The sequence below is a fragment of the Streptomyces sp. P9-A4 genome (assembly GCF_036634195.1).
In the GTDB taxonomy this organism is placed as follows: domain Bacteria; phylum Actinomycetota; class Actinomycetes; order Streptomycetales; family Streptomycetaceae; genus Streptomyces.
The window spans coordinates 2,161,516-2,180,148 of record NZ_JAZIFY010000001.1; the positions used below are offsets into that span (position 1 = coordinate 2,161,516).

The 18,633-nt window shown below is 73.3% G+C and carries 18 protein-coding genes; 10 read left to right on the top strand and 8 right to left on the bottom strand.

The window, feature by feature from the left end:
- The first annotated feature begins 116 nt into the window (after window positions 1-116).
- The 4 genes from V4Y03_RS09765 (at window position 117) to V4Y03_RS09780 (ending at window position 4,725) form a co-directional block, all read left to right on the top strand.
- A complete protein-coding gene (locus V4Y03_RS09765; RefSeq protein ID WP_443079766.1) occupies window positions 117-1,604 on the top strand; it encodes a sensor histidine kinase in 1,488 nt (495 codons plus the stop codon).
- The gene (locus tag V4Y03_RS09770; protein WP_317873946.1) at window positions 1,601-2,281 is read left to right on the top strand and encodes a response regulator transcription factor; all 681 of its coding nucleotides are present in this window, start codon (window positions 1,601-1,603) and stop codon (window positions 2,279-2,281) included. The genes V4Y03_RS09765 and V4Y03_RS09770 overlap by 4 nt, the downstream gene beginning before the upstream one ends.
- A 249-nt stretch (window positions 2,282-2,530) precedes the next feature.
- Entirely contained in the window at window positions 2,531-3,511 is a 981-nt protein-coding gene (locus tag V4Y03_RS09775; RefSeq protein ID WP_317873945.1) for an alpha/beta hydrolase, read from the top strand.
- Entirely contained in the window at window positions 3,508-4,725 is a 1,218-nt protein-coding gene (locus V4Y03_RS09780) for an acyltransferase family protein (protein ID WP_317873944.1), read from the top strand. The genes V4Y03_RS09775 and V4Y03_RS09780 overlap by 4 nt, the downstream gene beginning before the upstream one ends.
- Before the next feature lie 98 nt (window positions 4,726-4,823).
- Here V4Y03_RS09780 and V4Y03_RS09785 read toward each other — a convergent pair whose 3' ends face one another.
- Together V4Y03_RS09785 and V4Y03_RS09790 are read right to left on the bottom strand one after the other, a co-directional pair.
- Window positions 4,824-5,846 (bottom strand): aldo/keto reductase, encoded by a 1,023-nt coding sequence (locus tag V4Y03_RS09785; protein WP_332434663.1) that lies wholly within the window; start codon window positions 5,844-5,846, stop codon window positions 4,824-4,826.
- The gene (locus tag V4Y03_RS09790; RefSeq protein ID WP_442809552.1) at window positions 5,843-6,259 is read right to left on the bottom strand and encodes a MerR family transcriptional regulator; all 417 of its coding nucleotides are present in this window, start codon (window positions 6,257-6,259) and stop codon (window positions 5,843-5,845) included. Before V4Y03_RS09790 ends, V4Y03_RS09785 begins: the two co-directional genes overlap by 4 nt.
- A gap of 51 nt (window positions 6,260-6,310) precedes the next feature.
- On the opposite strand from V4Y03_RS09790, the gene V4Y03_RS09795 reads away from it, so the two are divergent.
- Window positions 6,311-7,153 (top strand): serine hydrolase domain-containing protein, encoded by an 843-nt coding sequence (locus V4Y03_RS09795; protein WP_332434664.1) that lies wholly within the window; start codon window positions 6,311-6,313, stop codon window positions 7,151-7,153.
- 14 nt (window positions 7,154-7,167) lie between these two features.
- On the opposite strand, the gene V4Y03_RS09800 is transcribed toward V4Y03_RS09795, so the two are convergent.
- The 5 genes from V4Y03_RS09800 to V4Y03_RS09820 are packed head-to-tail and all read right to left on the bottom strand — an operon-like array spanning window position 7,168 to window position 12,912.
- Complete coding sequence (locus V4Y03_RS09800; protein WP_332434665.1) at window positions 7,168-7,809, bottom strand: hypothetical protein; 642 nt, start codon at window positions 7,807-7,809, stop codon at window positions 7,168-7,170.
- Entirely contained in the window at window positions 7,806-9,311 is a 1,506-nt protein-coding gene (locus V4Y03_RS09805) for a sensor histidine kinase (protein WP_442809550.1), read from the bottom strand. The genes V4Y03_RS09800 and V4Y03_RS09805 overlap by 4 nt, the downstream gene beginning before the upstream one ends.
- Before the next feature lie 8 nt (window positions 9,312-9,319).
- Complete coding sequence (locus V4Y03_RS09810; RefSeq protein ID WP_317873940.1) at window positions 9,320-10,003, bottom strand: response regulator transcription factor; 684 nt, start codon at window positions 10,001-10,003, stop codon at window positions 9,320-9,322.
- A 51-nt stretch (window positions 10,004-10,054) separates the two neighbouring features.
- Window positions 10,055-11,740: a murein biosynthesis integral membrane protein MurJ gene (murJ, locus tag V4Y03_RS09815; RefSeq protein WP_332434666.1), complete on the bottom strand. Its 1,686-nt coding sequence runs from the start codon at window positions 11,738-11,740 to the stop codon at window positions 10,055-10,057.
- Window positions 11,737-12,912 carry a lipid II:glycine glycyltransferase FemX gene (locus tag V4Y03_RS09820; protein WP_317877328.1) on the bottom strand — a complete coding sequence of 392 codons (1,176 nt, stop codon included), beginning with the start codon at window positions 12,910-12,912 and terminating at the stop codon, window positions 11,737-11,739. Before V4Y03_RS09820 ends, murJ begins: the two co-directional genes overlap by 4 nt.
- 204 nt (window positions 12,913-13,116) lie before the next feature.
- Between V4Y03_RS09820 and V4Y03_RS09825 the strand changes: the two genes are divergently transcribed.
- Window positions 13,117-14,289 carry a L,D-transpeptidase family protein gene (locus tag V4Y03_RS09825; RefSeq protein ID WP_332434667.1) on the top strand — a complete coding sequence of 391 codons (1,173 nt, stop codon included), beginning with the start codon at window positions 13,117-13,119 and terminating at the stop codon, window positions 14,287-14,289.
- Between the two features lie 34 nt (window positions 14,290-14,323).
- Here the strand turns inward: V4Y03_RS09825 and V4Y03_RS09830 are convergent, their stop codons facing one another.
- Window positions 14,324-14,995, bottom strand: a complete 672-nt coding sequence (locus tag V4Y03_RS09830; RefSeq protein WP_332434668.1) for a pirin family protein — start codon at window positions 14,993-14,995, stop codon at window positions 14,324-14,326.
- Window positions 14,996-15,087: 92 nt separating this feature from the next.
- On the opposite strand from V4Y03_RS09830, the gene fasR reads away from it, so the two are divergent.
- From fasR to V4Y03_RS09850, 4 genes are all read left to right on the top strand, one after another.
- A complete protein-coding gene (gene fasR, locus V4Y03_RS09835; protein ID WP_317877325.1) occupies window positions 15,088-16,269 on the top strand; it encodes a fatty acid biosynthesis transcriptional regulator FasR in 1,182 nt (393 codons plus the stop codon).
- An 89-nt stretch (window positions 16,270-16,358) separates the two neighbouring features.
- Window positions 16,359-17,276, top strand: coding sequence for an ACP S-malonyltransferase (locus tag V4Y03_RS09840; protein ID WP_332434669.1), 918 nt, complete (start codon window positions 16,359-16,361; stop codon window positions 17,274-17,276).
- Window positions 17,277-17,294: 18 nt separating this feature from the next.
- Window positions 17,295-18,326, top strand: coding sequence for a ketoacyl-ACP synthase III (locus tag V4Y03_RS09845; protein ID WP_317877323.1), 1,032 nt, complete (start codon window positions 17,295-17,297; stop codon window positions 18,324-18,326).
- A gap of 56 nt (window positions 18,327-18,382) precedes the next feature.
- Entirely contained in the window at window positions 18,383-18,631 is a 249-nt protein-coding gene (locus V4Y03_RS09850) for an acyl carrier protein (protein WP_030220891.1), read from the top strand.
- Window positions 18,632-18,633 lie beyond the last annotated feature (2 nt).

The following is an 18,633-nucleotide window of genomic DNA, read 5'->3' on the forward strand; positions in this document are numbered from 1 at the left end:
CCGCGGGCCGGAACACCAGACCCCCGCTCCCCCGATGTCATACCCCGGTATCAGTCGGCAGCCCGCTCCCCGGTATGACGCCGGGCGTCGGGTGTGCTGCCTACCCTGGGCGGGTCATGGCTACCGAACAGCGGCACGAGCCGCTCACCCTCCGCCGGATCGGCACCCGGGCCCGCGCGATGTTCCAGGGGCTGGGCACCGCGCTCACCACCCCGACCGCCCCGGGGGCGCCGCTCCTCGCCGACGCCTCCTCGCGGTGGGTGCGGCTGCTGCCGTACGCCGTCGCCCTGGCCTTCGTCGCCTCGCTGCTGCCCACCACGATCCAGATCCTCATCGGGGACTACGGCGTCAACGGCGCCCTGGCGGGGGCGCTCGGCACCGCCCAGACCGCGCCGCTGCTGCTGGCCGTCGCCCGGCCCCTCGAAGCCTGGTGGATCATCTTCGCCGCCGATGTCCTCGGCGCCGTCGTCCTCCTCGCCGCGGACGGACAGCAGGCCGACTTCTGGCCCTGGCCCCCGCCCGTCCTCGTCGGCTACTGCGCGCTGATGATCGCGCTCGGGCTCCGCGAGTCCCGGCGGGCCCTGTTCGGGGTGTGGCTGGCGACGGGCGTGGCCGGATACGTCCTGGAGGTCTTCCGGCCCGAGAGGTACACCAGCATCCACATGCTGCTGCTCGTCCTGAGCGGTGTGCTGCTCCTGCTCACCTCGGCCGTACGCGCGCGTGGGGACGCCCAGCGGCGCCTCGTCGAACAGGAGCACATCAGCGAGGCCGAGCGGGCACGCCGGACGCTGCTGGAGGAACGGGCCAGGATCGCGCGCGAGCTGCACGACGTGGTGGCCCACCACATGTCCGTGATCACCGTGCAGGCGGACTCGGCGCCGTACCGCATCCCGGAGCTCCCGGAGGCGGCCCGCGAGGAGTTCACCTCGATCGCGGCGAGCGCGCGGGAGTCGCTGGCCGAGATGCGCCGGCTGCTCTCGGTGCTGCGCAGTGACGGCAGCGAGGGCGAGCGGGCCCCGCAGCCGGGCCTGGACCGGGTGCAGCAGCTGGTGGAGGCGACGGTACGGGCCGGGGTGCCGGCGGAGCTCCGGCTCGCCGCCGACCTCGGGGACGTACCGCAGGCGGTGGACCTGTCCGCGTACCGGATCGTGCAGGAGGCGCTCGCCAACGTCGTCCGGCACGCGCCGGGGGCGTCGACCCGGGTGTCGGTCCGCGCGGACGACGGCTGGCTGACGGTCCTCGTCGTCAACGGGCCCAGCCTGGAGGCGGGTTCCTCGGTCGAGCGGGGTGTGCCGGGGACGGGTCACGGACTCGTCGGTATGCGGGAGCGCGTACGGTTGACGGGCGGCTCGCTCGACACCGGACCGCTGCCGGACGGGGGCTTCCGGGTGGCGGCGCGGATGCCGCTGGCCGCGGACTCCGTTCCGGGCCCTGTTCCGGACCCTGTTCCGGGCCCTGTTCCGGACCTGGTCGCCTCCCCGACCCGGAAGCCGACCCCGACCCCGACCCCGACCCAGACCTCGGCCCAGACCTCGGCCCAGGCGTCGCCCCCGGCCCCGACCCCCACCCCAGCCCCCACCCCAACCGTCAAGGACCCCGAGTGACCATCCGTGTGATCATCGTCGACGACCAGGCCATGGTGCGGGCCGGATTCGCCGCGCTGCTCTCCGCGCAGCCCGACATCGACGTCGTGGGCGAGGCCCCCGACGGACGGCAGGGCGTCGACGTGGCCCGGTCGACGCACCCGGACGTGGTGCTGATGGACGTACGGATGCCGGAGCTCGACGGGCTCGCCGCCGCCCGGGAGATCCTGCACCCGCCGACCGGGGTGACGCATCTGCCGAAGGTGCTGATGCTGACCACCTTCGATGTCGACGACTACGTGTACGAGGCGCTGCGCGCGGGCGCGTCCGGCTTCCTCCTGAAAGACGCGCCGCCGGCCGATCTCATCGCGGCGGTACGGGTGGTGGCGGCGGGCGAGGCCCTGCTCGCCCCCTCGGTGACCCGGCGGCTCATCGCCGACTTCGCCGCCTCCCGGCCGGCCCCGCGCCGGGACACCACGGCGCTGCGCCTGAACGGTCTCACCCCGCGTGAGACCGAGGTACTGGAACTCATCGCCCGGGGCCTGTCCAACCAGGAGATCGCGGATCATCTGGTCCTCGCCGAGCAGACCGTGAAGACCCACATCGGCCGGGTCCTGGCCAAGCTGGACCTGCGCGACCGGGCGCAGGCGGTGGTCTTCGCGTACGAGTCGGGCCTGGTCACACCGGGTGCGTCCTGATCCCGCGCCCCCGCTCCGCCCCGCGCCCCCGGCCCGGCGCGCGCTGAACCCGTGCCCACGCCCCTGACCCACCCCCCGGCCCGCCCCCGGGGGAAAACCCCACCCCTCCCCTGGTGTTGGCTGCTCCTCCACCCCCTACCCGGGTATCGGGCGGGAGTTGGCTCCCCGGTGTGACGTGCCGTCACCCGTCGTCTTCCTACCTTCCTCTCGCCAGCGAACGAGCGAGTACCGAAGAGGGAGGGCGACCCCATGCGCCGCATTTCGAGGACCCTGATCACCGCGGCCCTGGTGACCGCCGTGATCGGCGGGACGGCGGGCTTCGCGGCCGGCGACAGCCAGGAGGCCGTGACCGGGGCGCCGGCCGGGACGGCCGAGTGGCGGGCGGCGGGGCTGCCCGACCCCGAGCGGATGGACCCGGCCGGGGTGGCGCGGTTCTTCGCCGGGCTGGACCCCGCACGGCGGCGGGAACTGGCCCGGACCCACCCCACCGTCGTCGGGAACCTCGACGGCGCACCCCTGGAGCTGCGGTACGAGGCCAACGCCCGTGCCACCCGGGGGCAGTTCGGCGGGGCCCGGGTCCTCGCCCACGACGCACGCGGCCGGGGTCAGGTGGCCCTGGTGTACGGGGACCTGGCGCGGGCCGAGCACGTGGCGGTGATCGTGCCCGGGTCCGACACCGACGCGGGGCGCATCGGCTCGCTCGAAGACATGGCGGAGGCGCTGCGCCGGGCCACCGGCGGCCGTACGGCGGTCGTCGCCTGGGCCGGATACACGACTCCGCTCGGCGTCGGTCTGGACGCGGCCACCGGGCGGCTCGCCGAGGTGGGGGCGGACCGGCTCACCCGGTTCGTGGACGGTCTGGCGGCGGTCGGGGCGGCCGAGCCGTCCGTGTTCTGCCACAGCTACGGCTCCGTGGTCTGCGGCCTCGCCGCCCACCAGCTGAAGGCCAAGGACCTGGTGGTGTTCGGCTCCCCCGGGATGCGCGCCGGGAACGTCGGCGAACTCGGCACCTCCGCCCGCGTCTGGGCGGCGAAGGATCCCACCGACTGGATCGACCGGGTCCCCAACGTCGAGTTCGCGGGCCTGGGGCACGGCACCGACCCGACGGAGCCGGCCTTCGGGGCCCGCCGTATCGCGGCCGACGACGCCGCCGGCCACGGCGGCTACTTCGCGCCCGGTACGGCCTCCCTCCGCACCTTCGCCGCCATCGCCGAGGGAGACGTCCGATGAGCACCCTGACGACCATGGCCCGGAAGACGGCCGCGAAGATCGAGTCCGGCACCCCGGCCCACCGCGACCGGGCGATCGACGGGCTGCGCGCGCTGGCCCTGCTCGCCGTGCCGACCGGGCACTGGCTGCTCGGCGGCTTCACGCTCTCCTCCGACGGCGCGATCCACAACGCCAGCCCGCTGGGCACCTTCGCGGGGCTCGCCCCGGTCAGCTGGGTCCTCCAGATGCTGGGGATCTTCTTCCTGGTCGGCGGCTATGCCTCGGTCCTCTCGTACCGCCGCCGCAAGGGCTCCACGGGCGAGTGGCTCAAGGGCCGGCTCGCTCGGCTCGGCCGCCCGGTCCTCGGGGTCACCGCCGTGTGGGCGGCGCTCCTCCCGCTGCTGCACTTCGGACTCGGGGTGCCCGTGGACACCCTGCGGACGGCGTCGACGCTGGTGATCCAGCCGCTCTGGTTCGTCGGGGTGTACACCGTGGTCACCGCGCTGACCCCGCTGTGTGTACGGGCGGCCCGCCGCCTCGGGGTGTGGGCGGCGGCGCCGCTGCTCGGCTCGGTCGCCGTCGTCGACTTCCTGCGGTACGGGCCGTACGCCGACGCCGTACCGTCCTGGCTCAGCCTCCTGAACATCCTGCCCGGCTGGCTGTTCGCGTATCAGCTCGGCGTCTCCTGGGGCGAGGGCCGGGTCACGAAGCGGCATGCCTGGGCGCTGCTGCTGGGCGGGGCCGCGCTGTTCGCCGCGCTGCTGCTCGCCTTCGGCTACCCGGCGTCGATGGTCGGCGTCCCCGGCGAGGCCCGCACCAACTCGCACCCGCCGTCGCTGCTGGTCCTGGCCCTCGCCGCCGCGCAGAGCGGCGCGGCGATCCTGCTCCGCGACCGGCTCGGCCGGCTCCTGAAGCGGCCCGCGCTGTGGGCGCCGGTCGTGGTCGTCAACCTGTCGGCGATGACGATCCTGTGCTGGCACCAGACGGCGATGCTCGCCGCCGCGGTCCCCGGCTCGTACCTCGGAGAGATCCCGGGTCTGGTCGGCGCGCCGGACTCGGTCGGCTGGATCCTGGCGCGGCTCGCCTGGATGCCGGTCTTCGCCGGCCTCCTCGTCCTCATCGGCCGGTACGCCCGGACCTTCGAGTCCCCGTGGACGAGGACCGGCCCGGCCCGCCGCACCCTGGCGGGGCTGCTCGCGGCGGGCTTCGCGGTCTTCGCGCTGGGTCTCGCGTGAGGGTCTCCGGCTCCCGGACCGGAACCGGGGCCCCGGGTCGCTCCCTCCCGTCAGGGGACGGAACCCGGAGTCCCGCGTCGGCGGGTGGAACGGCCCGCTCAGCCTTCCCGGCCCACCGACGTGAACCGCATGTCCGGGTAGCGGTCGCCCGCCACCAGGCCCGCGATCGGCTCCAGCTCGGCGAGTTCGGTGTCGGTGAGGGTGATGCGGGTGGCCGCCGCGTTCTCCTCCAGGCGGGAGCGCTTGCGGGTGCCGGGGATCGGGACGACCGTCAGGCCGTGCACGGAGGCCCGCTGCTGGACCCAGGCGAGGGCGATCTGCGCCGGGGTCGCCCCGTGCGCGGCCGCGATCTTCCGTACCGGGTCGAGGAGGGCGGCGTTCCGCTCGGCGTTCTCGCCGCTGAAGCGGGGCTGGTGGCGGCGGAAGTCGCCGCCCGACAGGTCCTTCGCGGCGTCCGCGAACGCCCCGGTCAGAAAGCCCCGGCCGAGCGGCGAGTACGGCACGAACGTCACGCCGAGTTCGGCGGCGGCGCCGACGGCGCTGCGCTCCACGTCGCGGGAGAAGAGCGACCACTCCGACTGGAGCGCGGTGATCGGGTGCACGGCGTGGGCCTCGCGGAGTTCGGCCCCGGTGACCTCGCTGAGGCCCAGGTACCGGACCTTGCCCGCCCGGACGAGTTCGGCCATCGCGCCGACGGACTCGGCGAAGGGGATCTCCGGGTCGCGGCGGTGCATGTAGTAGAGGTCGATGGTCTCGATGCCGAGGCGGCGCAGGCTGTCCTCGGCGGCCTTCCTGATGTACGCGGGGTCGTTGCGGACGGCCCGGTGGGTGGGGTCGTCGGCGCGCCGCTCGATGGCGAACTTGGTGGCGAGGGTGACCTCGTCGCGGTGGGCGGCGAGGAACGGGGCGAGGAACTCCTCGTTGGCGCCGCTGCCGTAGATGTCGGCGGTGTCGATCAGGGTGACGCCGGCCTCCAGGGCCGCGTCGAGGGTGTCGCGGGCGGCGGTCTCGTCGGTGTCGCCGTAGAACTCGCTGATGCCCATGGCGCCGAAGCCCTGGACGCCGACCCGGGGTCCGTCCTGGCCGAGGCGTATGGTGTCGATCCTGGTCTCGCTGGTCATGAAGGTGTTCCTCCGCAGACGGTCCCGTAGTGGCTGATCTTGATGTCGAGCACGGCGAGCGTGTCCTGCAGTTCGGTGATCCGGGTGAGCACGTCCTCCCTGGTGGCCTCCAGGAGCTCCCGTCGCGCGTCCCGGGTGTGGTCGCCCTCGCGGACCAGCTCGGCGTACCGGACCATGTCCGCGACCGGCATCCCCGTGAGCCGCAGCTTGCCGACGAAGGCGAGCCAGCTCAGGTCCTGCTCGGTGAAGCGGCGCTGGCCGGTGTGCGACCGGTCGACGTGCGGCATGAGGCCGATCCGCTCGTACCAGCGAAGGGTGTGCGCCGAAAGACCGGTCAGCGCGGAGACCTCGCTGATGGTGTGGTGCGCCCGGGTTCCGCTCGGGCTCGTGCTCGTGCTCGCCATCACGCTCATGACCCCACGCTAAAACGTTGGAGTGCACTCGAAGCAAGTAGGCTCGGCCGCATGGAGAGCAGCGTGCCGAGCCTGGCGTCGATCGAGAACTGGCCCGTCCCCACCGCGGCCGCCGCCGTGGTCCGCGCGGACGGCACCCTGGCCGGGGCGTACGGCCCCACCGGGCGGCGCTTCCCGCTCGCCTCCGTCACCAAGCCGCTCGCGGCGTACGCCGTCCTCGTCGCGTACGAGGAGGGGGCGATCGACCTGGACGAGCCGGCCGGGCCCGAGGGCGCGACCGTCCGCCACCTGCTCGCCCACACCTCGGGGCTCGCCTTCGACGAGAACCGGGTGATGGCCGCGCCGGGCACCCGCAGGATCTACTCCAACACCGGCTTCGAGGCGCTCGGCGACCATCTCGCCAAGGCGACCGACATCCCCTTCGCCGAGTATCTGCACCAGGCGGTCCTTGAGCCGCTGGGCATGACGTCGACGAGCCTGGACGGCTCGCCCGCGAAGGACGGCGTGTCGACCGTGGACGACCTGGTGCGGTTCGCCGCCGAGGTGCAGGCGCCGCGGCTGCTCGACCCGCGCACGGTCCTGGAGGCGATGACCGTCGCGTACCCCGGTCTGACCGGCATCCTGCCCGGTTACGGGCACCAGCGGCCGAACGACTGGGGGCTGGGCTTCGAGATCCGCGACGGCAAGACCCCGCACTGGACGGGCGCGAGCTCCTCGCCGCGCACCTTCGGCCACTTCGGCCAGTCCGGCACGTTCCTGTGGGTCGACCCGGACGTCCGGGCCGCGTGTGTGGCGCTCACCGACCGGCCCTTCGGGGCGTGGGCGGTGGAGGCGTGGCCGCCGTTCACGGACGCGGTGCTGGCGGAGCTGCGGGCGGCGTCCCGGTCCTCGTAAGGGACGGGGCCGCGCTATTCGTCGCAGCGTGCGACCGGCAGGGCACCGTCCGGGCCGGTGATCGACACGTCGACCAGGCCGGCCGGGTGTTCCGCGTAGGCGGTCGTGCAGACCAGCTGGCGGACGGCCGACTCCGACAGTTCCCTGACGGGGAAGGGCGCCCGGAGCCGGAGCAGCCGGCGTCCCGAGACCGGACCGGCCGGGTCCGGTGTGACGTGCAGGCCGCCGGCGGTGGCGGCGTCGGGCAGGGCCGTGGTGATGCCCGCCGCGGCCTCCTCGGGCCCGGGGCCGGCCAGGAGCACCGCGAGGATCTTGTCGGTGGCGATCGACCCCGAGCGCAGCTCGCCGAGCAACGACTTGTCGTCGGGGCCGGCCCCTTCGTGGACGGACGCGCCCGTGCCGCCCGACCTGCTGCTGGCCACCGGGACGGGGCGGATGGGCTCTCGGGCCACCGGCATCGACCGGCCGTCCGGGCCGAGGAAGTAGAGCACGGTCCGGTACTCGGGGATCGGGGCGACGGCGACGGTCGCGGCGCCGCCCGCCTCGACGACGTCGCTCTCCTGTATGCCGCAGGCCGTCGCCGTCAGCGTCAGCAGGGCGAGCAGCGCCGCGGCGGCCGGGCGGCGCACCCCGACGGCGGCCGGGCGGCGCCTCACAGCGGCATCCGTACGGTGAAGACGGCCCCGCCCGCCGGGTGGTTGGCCGCCGTGACCGTGCCTCCGTGCAGCCGTACGTTCTCCAGGGTGATCGCGAGGCCGAGACCGCTGCCCGCCGAGCGGGTGCGGGCCTGGTCCGCCTTGTAGAAGCGGTCGAAGACATGGGGCAGGACGTCCGGGTGGATGCCCGGCCCCCGGTCGGCGATCTCGGTCACCAGTTGGTCCCCCTCCGCGTACAGCCGGACCGTGACCGGCGTCCCGCCGTGCCGCAGGGCGTTGCCGACGAGGTTGGCGACGACGACGTCGAAGCGGCGCGGGTCGAGCCGGGCCCTGATCCCCTCCGTGAGGTACGGGACGACCCGGTCCGGATCGGTCCAGTGGCGGTTCTGGAGAGTCTTGCGTACGCAGTCCGCCGCGTCGACCTCGTCGGTGTGGAGTTCGGCGGCGCGCGCGTCGAAGCGGGAGATCTCCATGAGGTCCTCGACGAGCACGGCGAGCTTGCCGGTCTCGGCGCTGATCAGCCGGACCGCGCGGGCGGTGTCGCTGTCGAGGCTCCCGGCGTCCTCGTCGAGGACCTCGGTGACCGCGAGCATCCCGGCGAGCGGGGTGCGCAGCTCGTGGGAGACGTCGGAGGCGAAGCGGCGGGCCCGGGCCTCGGCGTCCCTGAGTTCCGCGACGGAACGTTCCAGCTCGGCGGCGGACTCGTTGAACGTACGGGCGAGATCGGCGAGTTCGTCGCGGCCCTTGGCGTGGATACGGGTGTCGAGCCGGCCGCGCCCCATGCTGTGGGCGGCGTGGCGCAGCTCCCGTACCGGCCGCAGCACGCTGCGCGCGGCGATCAGCGCGGGGATGAGCGCGACGGCGAGGGCGGGGAGGGCGCCGTCGCGGGCGGCCGCCACCATGGCCTCCACGTTCGCCTCCTCCGCGCCGAGGTCCATGACGGCGTAGAGGACCAGACCGGTGCGCTGGGGCGGTCCGCCGGGCGAGTGGGCCAGGAAGACGGCGGGGACGGCGATCGTGAGGTACGGGACGCCGCCCTTGACCACCCGCTGGAAGCTGCCGTGCGGGACGGCCTGGTCGGCGGCGCGGGCCCGCAGCTCCGGGGTGATGACGGAGGAGGAGGGCCGGTCGGTGGAGGAGACACGGAGGGTGCCGTACTCGGCGTAGACCCGCCAGGGGCGGGGCTTGCCCTGTCGGGCGATCTGCATGAGCGAGTCCCGCAGGTCGCCGGGGTCGACGGGCAGCTGGATGTTGAGGGCGTCGACCTGCTCGCGGAAGGCGGAGACGGCGGTGTTCTGGGTCTGCTCCAGGATGGCGTTGCGGGCGGCCCGGTAGGTGAGGGCGGCGGTGGTGCCGCAGCCGACGGCGGCGACGAGGAGGAAGGCGAGGACGAGCCGGGTGCGCAGGCCGAAGGGGTGCGGGCGCAGCCGGGGGCTGCGGGCCCGCCGCCGGGGCTCGCGACGGGGTTCCACCCTGTCCCCGGTGTACGGCTCCGGGCTCACACAGGCCTTCACAGCGGTCCGAAGCGGTAGCCGAAGCCGCGCAGGGTCTGGATGTAGCGGGGTTCGCCCGGGGTGTCCTCGATCTTGTTCCGCAGCCGTCGGACACAGGCGTCGACCAGCCGGGCGTCGCCGTGGTAGCTGTGCTCCCAGACGTGTTCGAGGAGTTGCTGGCGGCTGAAGACCTGCTCGGGGGCGGCGGTGAGGTGGAGCAGCAGTTTCAGCTCGGAGGGGGCGAGGCCGAGGCGCTCGCCGGACTTGGCGACGGTGAGCCCGGCCCGGTCGATGGCCAGTTCCCCGTGGAACTCGACGGCGGCCTTGCTGCCGCCGGGCTCCTCGATGCGGCGGAGCACCGCCCGTATCCGGGCCTCGATGACCTCGGTACGGGCGGGCTTGACGATGTAGTCGTCGGCGCCGGCCTCCAGGCCGACGACCACGTCGAAGTCGTCGCCGCGGGCGGTCAGCATGATGATCGGCAGCTGGCTGCTCTCGCGGACGGTACGGCACACCTGGACGCCGTTCATGCCGGGCAGCATCAGGTCGAGCAGCAGCAGATCGGGCCGGAACTCACCGAGGGCGGCGAGCCCGGCCTCCCCGGTGGGCGCGGTCCGCACCTCGTGGCCGCGGCGGCGCAGCCCGATCTCGACTCCTTCGCGGACGGAGGGGTCGTCTTCTATCAGGAGCACGCGGGGCATCTGTGGAGTATCCCAAGGTGGACGGGCCCCTCGTGCGGAGGGGGCGGTGGGTCAGGTGCGGCGGGCGAGGCCGCGCAGCCGGCCGGACCCGGCCGTGAGGAGGGACCGCAGTTCGGTGAGGCGGAAGGGGCGGGCGAGGACGGCGAAGACCCCGAGGACGGTGAGGGCGCCGGCGAGGCCGGCGGGTACGGCTCCGGCGGGGCCGGTGAGGTCGGTGACGAGGAGCCCGTACCCGGCGGCGGGCACGGCGGCGAGCAGCAGGCGCACGATCGCGGGGACGGCACCTTCGGAGGCCTCGGGGTCCCCGGCGCCGGCGCTCCCGCCACCGTCCTCCCTGCCCCCCGACAGCCTCCGCCTCAGCACGTACGCCGTGACTCCCCAGCCCACCCACAGGGCGAGCGAGTACCCGGCCGCCATCCCCGCGACGGCCCAGCGCGTCGGCAGGGTCGCGTACGCGGTGAACGAGAGAAGCGCGTTGAGTCCCGCGATGACCAGGTTGAGCGTGAACGGCGTGCGGGTGTCGCGCAGGGCGTAGAAGGCGCGGGTGCACACGTACTGTCCGGACAGCGCGACGAGGCCGGGTGCGAAGGCCATCAGGATCCACGACATGGCGCGGATGTCGTCGGCGCCGGTCGCCCCGTACCGGAAGACGACCGTCATCAGGGGGACGGCGAGCGCGAGGAGCGCGCAGGCGGCGGGGACGACGGCCGCCGCGCTGGTCCGCAGGGCGTACGAGACGTCCCGCCGGACCCCGGCGAGGTCGCCGTCGGCCGCCGCGCCGCTCATCCGGGGCAGCAGTGCGGTGACGAGGGAGACGGTGATGATGCCGTGCGGGACGGTCCACAGCAGATAGGCGTTGTTGTACGCGGCGAGGCCCGAACCGCCGCCGGTGGCCGTGCCGCCCGCCGAGGTGGCGAGCAGGGTGGTCACCCAGTACGCGCCCTGGTTGGTGAGGACGAGCAGCACCAGCCAGCCGGCCGAGCGCAGCGGGGCGGCGAGGCCGCTGCCCCGCCAGTCGAAGCGGGGCCGCCAGCGGAAGCCCGCGGCGCGCAGCGAGGGCACGAGGGCGAGGGCCTGGAGGGCGATGCCCGCGGTGGTTCCCCAGCCGAGCAGCGCGGTCTCGCCGGGGGTGAGTTCTCCGCCGTCGCTGACGACGAGGAAGAGGCCGAAGACGGCGACGACGACCACGTTGTTGAGGACGGGGGTCCACATCATGGCGCCGAAGCGGCCCCGGGCGTTGAGGACCTGTCCGAGGAGGGTGAAGAGGCCGAGGAAGAGGATCTGCGGCAGGCACGCGCGCGCGAAGGCGACGGTCATCTCCCGCTGCGGGCCCGCGTAGTCGGTGTACAGGTCGACGATCTGCGGGGCGGCGAGCACCGCGGCCGCCGTGAGGGCGGTGAGGGCGAGCGCGCAGAGGGTGAGGAGCCGGTCGGTGTAGGCGACTCCGCCGTCGGCGTGTTCCTTGGCGGCCTTGACCAGTTCGGGGACGAAGACGGCGTTGAGGGCGCCGCCGAGGAGCAGCATGTAGACGATGGTGGGGACGGAGTTGCCGACCGCGTAGCCGTCGGCGACGTAGCCCGCGCCGAGCGCGGCGGCGACGACGGCGGCCCGGACGAAGCCGGTGGCGCGGGAGACGAGCGAACCGGCGGCCATCAGCGCGCCGCTGCGCAGCGCGGTGGGCGCGGCCTTGGCCGCCGCCGGCCGGTCGGCGGTGAGCGTGGCGGTGGTGCCCGTCATCGGCGGGCCAGGTACGCGTGGAAGGCGCGGTACAGCGCCTGGTTGGTCGTCCCCTGCATCGGTGTCTCCCACTCCCCCAGTGTCTCGACGACCTGTCCGCCCGTGCCGAGCTTCCAGCGGAGGAGCCCGTGGGCGCGGTCGCCCGGATCGAGGGTGGAGGGTACCCCGCGCAGGTCGTAGACGGCGGCGCCGAGGGCGTGCGCGTCGAGCAGCATGCGCCACTGGAGGGCGTTGGAGGGGCGGACCTCGCGTCGGTGGTCGGCGGAGGCGCCGGTCTGGTACCAGACGCGCCCGCCGACCGTGACCATGGTGTGGGCGGCGAGGATCTCGCCCTCGTGGCGGGCGAGATAGAGCTTCATCCGGCCGGGCATCTCGGCGTTGAGGACGGTGTACTGGCGCTCGTAGTACGCGAGGGAGCGGCCGAGGCGGAAGCCGTCGCGTTCCTCGGTGATGCGGAGCAGCCGGTAGAACTCGGGCAGGTCGGCGGCGGAGCCGACGGTGATCTCGACGCCGGACTTGCGGGCCTTGCGGACGTTGCGCCGCCATTCCTGGTTGAGGCCGGTCCACAGGTCGTCGGTGGTGCGTCCGGTCAGCGGGACCTGGAAGACGTGCCGGGGCTGGGCGTCGGCGCCGTCCTCGGACTCGCCGCCGCAGCGCCGCCAGCCGCGTGCCCTGAGCCGGTCGGCGACGACGGTGCCGAGCGGGTCGACCTCGTCGGCGAGCACGTCGGAGAGGCGGCGCCCGGGACCGCTGCCCGCCTTGACGGTGGCGGCGTTCCACCGCCGGTAGGCGGGGCCGGGGCCGATGCGTACGGCGAAGGCGCCCGAGGCCCGCAGATGTCCGAGCAGCGGGGAGAGCCAGCCGTCGACGTCGGGGTCCGCCCAGTCGGCGACGGGCCCCTCGGGAAGGTAGGCGAAGTACTTCCGGGTGCCGGGGAAGGGGCGCAGCAGCACCAGGGCGACCCCTTCGAGTGCCCCGGACTCGGGTCCCCAGCCGATGAGCTGGTGGTTCCAGCCGTCCTTCACCTGGGCCCAGGAGGGGACTTGGAGGAAGCTGGGACCGTCCGCACCGGAGCGGGACGCGAGGAACGCGCGGTACGCCTCGGGGGTCACGGGCCCGAGCCGCAGGGCAGGGCGGGCGGCGGGTGCGGCCGTCACGAGCAGCGCTGACACAACGGAGCCTCCTTGTTCCGCCCCTCGGTGGTGGGGCGCACAGCAGGCTCACAGCCGAATTCGACGGGTGCGCGCGGCACATGTGACCGGACGGTGACGGTTCCGCCGCAGCCCCCGTCACATGGGCTCCGGGCCGCCCGGGAGCGGCCGGGGCGACCTACAGTCCGGAACATCCCACCCGATTCCCTTACGCGGAGGTCTTCCGTGCTGCGCATACGCACATCCCGTCCCGCCCTCGCGGCAGTCGCACTGAGCGTCTCCCTCACGGCCTGTTCGGCCCAGGCGGCGAGCGGCCCCTCGAAGACGGCGGGGGCGCCCTCGTCGGCGGCGGCCCCGGCGAAGGTGAGGGTCGTGGACCCGGCGGCCGGCCGGCCGGTGACCGTGACCGCCTCGGGCGGCACGCTCGCCGAGGTGAAGGTCGTCGACGCGGACGGCGGGGCCCTCGCCGGCCGTACGAGTACGGGCGGCGCGAGCTGGATCTCGGACCGGAAGGCCGCGCCGGGCACCACGTACACGGTGCGGGTGACCTCCCGCGCCGGCGACGGCAAGGAGTCGACGACGACGTCCTCCTTCAGCACCCCGGAGGCGGAGAAGGTCAACAAGCTCACCCTGGCCCCCGGCAAGAACACCACCGTCGGCGTGGGCCACCCCCTCTCGATCGTCTTCGACCTCCCGGTGACGAAGAAGGCGGACGTGGAGAAGCAGCTGAAGGTCACCACCTCGAACGCCACCGAGGGGTCCTGGGGCTGGGTCAAGGACTACTCGGGCCGGGACAGGGCCGACTGGCGCCCCAAGGAGTACTGGAAGCCGGGCACGAAGGTCACCCTGGAGGCCGACCTGAACGGCACGGACTCCGGCGGCGGCTGGTTCGTCCGCGACTACCGCACCGGCTTCACGATCGGCGCCTCGCAGATCGTGAAGGTCGACCTGGACCGGCAGAAGCTGACCCTGGTCAAGGACGGCCGCGCGATCCGTACGATCCCGGTCTCCGGCGGCACCCCGGGCGGCGACAAGCGGTCCTGGCGGGGCACGGCCGTGCTGATGGCGAAGGAGGGCACCATCAACATGAACTCGGAGACGGTGGGCCTCGGCGACGCCTACGACAAGGACGTCGACTACTCGATGCGGCTGACCTGGTCGGGCATGTACGCGCACGCGGCCCCGTGGAACGCGGCGTACTTCGGCAGGGCCAACAAGAGCTCCGGCTGCATCGGGATGAGCGACGAGAACGCCGCCTCCTTCTACGCCTCGGTGAAGGTCGGCGACCCCTTCGAGATCACCGGCAAGGACACCAAGGGCACGGTCGCCGAGGGCAACGGCTACGGGGCGTGGAACCTGAGCTGGGAGCAGTGGAAGCAGAAGAGCGCGCTCGCCTGAGGAACCCTCCGGGGGCCGTTGCCTCCCAGGGCGTTCACCCCAGGGCCTTGCGCCAGTCCCGCATCTCCCAGATCAGGACCTCCGCGTCGGCCGTGGCGGTCGGCCCGGGGCCACCGGTGTGGCCGGTGAGCCTGGCCGCGTCGCCGGGGCCGAGTTCCTCGCCGTCGAGCAGCAGCGCGCCCCGCACCACGTGGACGTACGTGAAGTCGGCGGCCGGGACCTCGAACCGCTCCCCCGCGCGGGGGCGGTGGACATGCAGGCGGGCATCCGCCTCCGGGAGGTCGTACGGGTCCCCGAGACCGCGCACCACCTCGTACGACGGTTCCCCGCCCGGTACGAGCGGCGCGAGCCACATCTGCACGAAGACGAGCGGCACGTCGGCGTCGTTGCGCTCGACGTGCCGGACGCCGCCCGCCGCGCTCAGCCGCTGGAGGTCGCCGGGCCGGACGACCGTGGTGCGACCGGCCGTGTCGTGGTGGGTGAGCTCGCCCTCCACGACCCAGGTCACGATCTCCGTGTGGCTGTGCGGATGCTCCTCGAAGCCCGCGCCGGGCGCGAGCCGCTCCTCGTTGCAGGCGAGCAGGGCGCCGAAGCGGAGGTTGCCGGGGTCGTAGTGCGGCCCGAACGACAGGGCGTGCCGGGTCTCGATCCCGGCCGCCGGGTCGCCCCCGGGGTACCGCTCGTCGGCGCGCTGGATGCGTATCACCTGCCCCACGGTAGTGCGGGCCCCCGGGCCCGGCGGAGGCGAACCCGCCCCGACCCCGCACGGCGCCGTCCCGATAAGGCAGTCTTGTCCCCGTGCCAGAACCCACGAACGCCCCTCACCCGCACGCCGCGACCCTGAAGCGCCTCGAACAGTCCTCCGGGCGGCTCGCCGCGAACGCCATCGCCCGCATGGACGAGACGCTGCCGTGGTACCGGGCGATGCCGCCAGAGAACCGGTCGTGGATCGGGCTGGTCGCCCAGGCCGGCATCGCCGCGTTCACCGAGTGGTTCCGGCACCCCGAGACCCCGCAGGCGATCTCGACGGACGTCTTCGGCACCGCGCCCCGCGAGCTGACCCGCGCGATCACCCTCCGCCAGACCGTCGAGATGGTGCGCACCACCATCGAGGTCATGGAGACGGCCATCGACGAGGTCGCCGCCCCCGGCGACGAGTCGATACTGCGCGAGGCACTCCTCGTCTACGCACGGGAGATCGCCTTCGCGACCGCCCAGGTGTACGCGCAGGCCGCCGAGGCCCGGGGCGCCTGGGACGCGCGGCTGGAATCCCTCGTGGTGAACGCGGTCCTCTCCGGCGAGGCCGACGAGGGTGCCGTCTCCCGCGCGGCGGCCCTCGGCTGGAACTCCCCCGACCATGTGTGCGTGATCCTCGGCACCGCCCCCGACGGCGACAGCGAGCTGACGGTCGAGGCCATCCGCCGGGCCGCCCGGCACGCCAAGCTCCAGGTGCTCACCGGAGTCCTCGGCAACCGTCTGGTCGTCATCGCGGGCGGCAACGACAATCCGCTGGCCGTGGCCAAGGCGCTGATCGGCCCGTACGCGGCGGGTCCCGTCGTGGCCGGCCCGGTCGTCCCCGACCTGCTCGCGGCGACCCGCTCCGCACAGGCGGCGGCCGCCGGCCTCAAGGCGTGCTCGGCGTGGCAGGACGCCCCTCGCCCGGTTCTCGCGGACGATCTCCTGCCGGAGCGCGCCATCGCCTCCGACCCTTCGGCGCGCGAGCAGCTGGTGGAGGAGATCTACAGACCGCTGGAGGAAGCGGGCTCGGCGCTGCTCGAAACTCTCAGTGTGTACCTGGAGCAGGCCAGCAGCCTGGAAGGCGCGGCGCGGATGCTCTTTGTCCACCCCAACACCGTGCGCTACCGGCTCCGACGTGTGACCGACGTCACCGGCTGGTCACCCTCCGACGTTCGCTCCGCGTTCACTCTGCGGATCGCGCTCATCCTGGGACGCTTGGCCGACGGAGATCCGCAGTCCTAGACTTTTGTCGAACACCAACAATTCCCCCGACGGTTCTTCGTCCCTGTCCCCACGGGCGCCAGGAGCCGTCCCCAAGAGAGAGTGTGAGGGTGCTCGTACTCGTCGCTCCCGGCCAAGGCGCCCAGACGCCCGGCTTCCTGACCCCCTGGCTCGAACTCCCCGGCGCCGCCGACCGCATCGCGGCCTGGTCGGACGCCATCGGGCTCGATCTCGCCCACTACGGCACGAAGGCCGATGCGGACGAGATCCGTGACACCGCCGTGGCACAGCCGCTCCTCGTCGCCGCCGGCCTGCTGTCCGCCGCCGCGCTCGGCGAGGTGAAGCCCGGCGTCGTCGCCGGTCACAGCGTCGGCGAGTTCACCGCCGCCGCGTTCGCGGGCGTCCTCGACGACGCCGCGGCGCTGCGTCTCGTGCGGACCCGTGGGCTCGCGATGGCCGAGGCCGCCGCGATCACCGAGACCGGCATGTCGGCGCTGCTCGGGGGCGACCCCGAGGTGACCGTCCCGCACCTGGAGAAGCTCGGCCTGACCGCCGCCAACGTGAACGGCGCGGGCCAGATCGTGGCCGCCGGCACCATGGAGCAGCTGGCCGCCCTGGACGCCGACAAGCCCGAGGGTGTCCGCCGGGTCGTCGCGCTCAAGGTCGCCGGTGCCTTCCACACGCACCACATGGCCCCGGCCGTGGCGAAGCTGGAGGAGGCGGCGAAGGAGCTCTCCCCGGCCGCCCCGGCCACCCGCTACGTGTCGAACAAGGACGGGCAGGTCGTCACCGACGGCGCCGAGGTCGTGGCCCGCCTGGTCGGCCAGGTCGCGAACCCGGTCCGCTGGGACCTGTGCATGGAGACCTTCCAGGCGCTCGGCGCGACCGCGCTGATCGAGGTGTGCCCCGGCGGCACCCTGACCGGCATCGCCAAGCGCGCCCTGCCCGGAGTGGCCACCGTCGCGCTGAAGACTCCCGACGACCTGGACGCGGCCCGTACGCTCATCGCTGAGCACACGGCCGTCTGACAAGGAGTGTCGAGAAGCATGTCGAAGATCAAGCCCAGCAAGGGCGCCCCGTACGCGCGGATCCTCGGTGTCGGCGGCTACCGCCCCACCCGGGTCGTGCCGAACGAGGTGATCCTCGAGACGATCGACTCGTCCGACGAGTGGATCCGCTCGCGCTCCGGTATCGCCACCCGCCACTGGGCCTCGCCCGAGGAGACCGTCGCCGCCATGTCGGTGGAGGCCTCGGGCAAGGCCATCGCGGACGCCGGGATCAACCCGGAGCAGATCGGTGCGGTGATCGTCTCCACGGTCTCGCACTTCAAGCAGACCCCGGCCGTCGCCACCGAGATCGCCGACAGGATCGGCGCCGGGAAGCCGGCCGCGTTCGACATCTCCGCCGGCTGCGCGGGCTTCGGCTACGGCCTGACGCTCGCCAAGGGCATGATCGTCGAGGGTTCCGCCGAGTACGTCCTCGTCATCGGCGTGGAGCGGCTCAGCGACCTGACGGATCTGGAGGACCGCGCGACGGCCTTCCTGTTCGGCGACGGCGCCGGCGCCGTGGTCGTCGGCCCCTCCGACGAGCCGCACATCGGCCCCACCGTGTGGGGTTCCGAGGGCGACAAGTCCGAGACGATCAAGCAGACCGTCCCGTGGAACGAGTTCCACGTCGGCGACGTCTCGAAGCTGCCGCTCAACGAGGCCGGCGAGATCAAGTTCCCCGCCATCACGCAGGAGGGCCAGGCGGTCTTCCGCTGGGCCGTCTTCGAGATGGCGAAGGTCGCCCAGCAGGCGCTGGACGCCGCCGGCATCTCGGCGGACGACCTGGACGTCTTCATCCCGCACCAGGCGAACATGCGGATCATCGACTCGATGGTGAAGACGCTGAAGCTGCCGGAGCACGTGACGGTGGCCCGCGACGTCGAGACCACCGGCAACACGTCGGCGGCCTCGATTCCGCTCGCCATGGAACGACTCCTGGCGACCGGCAAGGCGAAGAGCGGCGACACGGCGCTCATCATCGGCTTCGGGGCGGGTCTCGTCTTCGCCGCGACGGTCGTTACCCTCCCCTAGGCACTCCGGTTCTTCCGGAAGCCCGTACCCAAGCAATCACAAGAAGGAGCGCCACCATGGCCGCCACCCAGGACCAGATCGTCGAAGGCCTCGCCGAGATCGTCAACGAGATCGCCGGCATCCCGGTCGAGGACGTCGAGCTGGGCAAGTCGTTCACCGACGACCTGGACGTCGACTCGCTCTCCATGGTCGAGGTCGTCGTCGCCGCCGAAGAGCGCTTCGACGTCAAGATCCCGGACGAGGACGTCAAGAACCTCAAGACGGTCGGCGACGCTGCCGACTACATCCTGAAGCACCAGGCCTGATT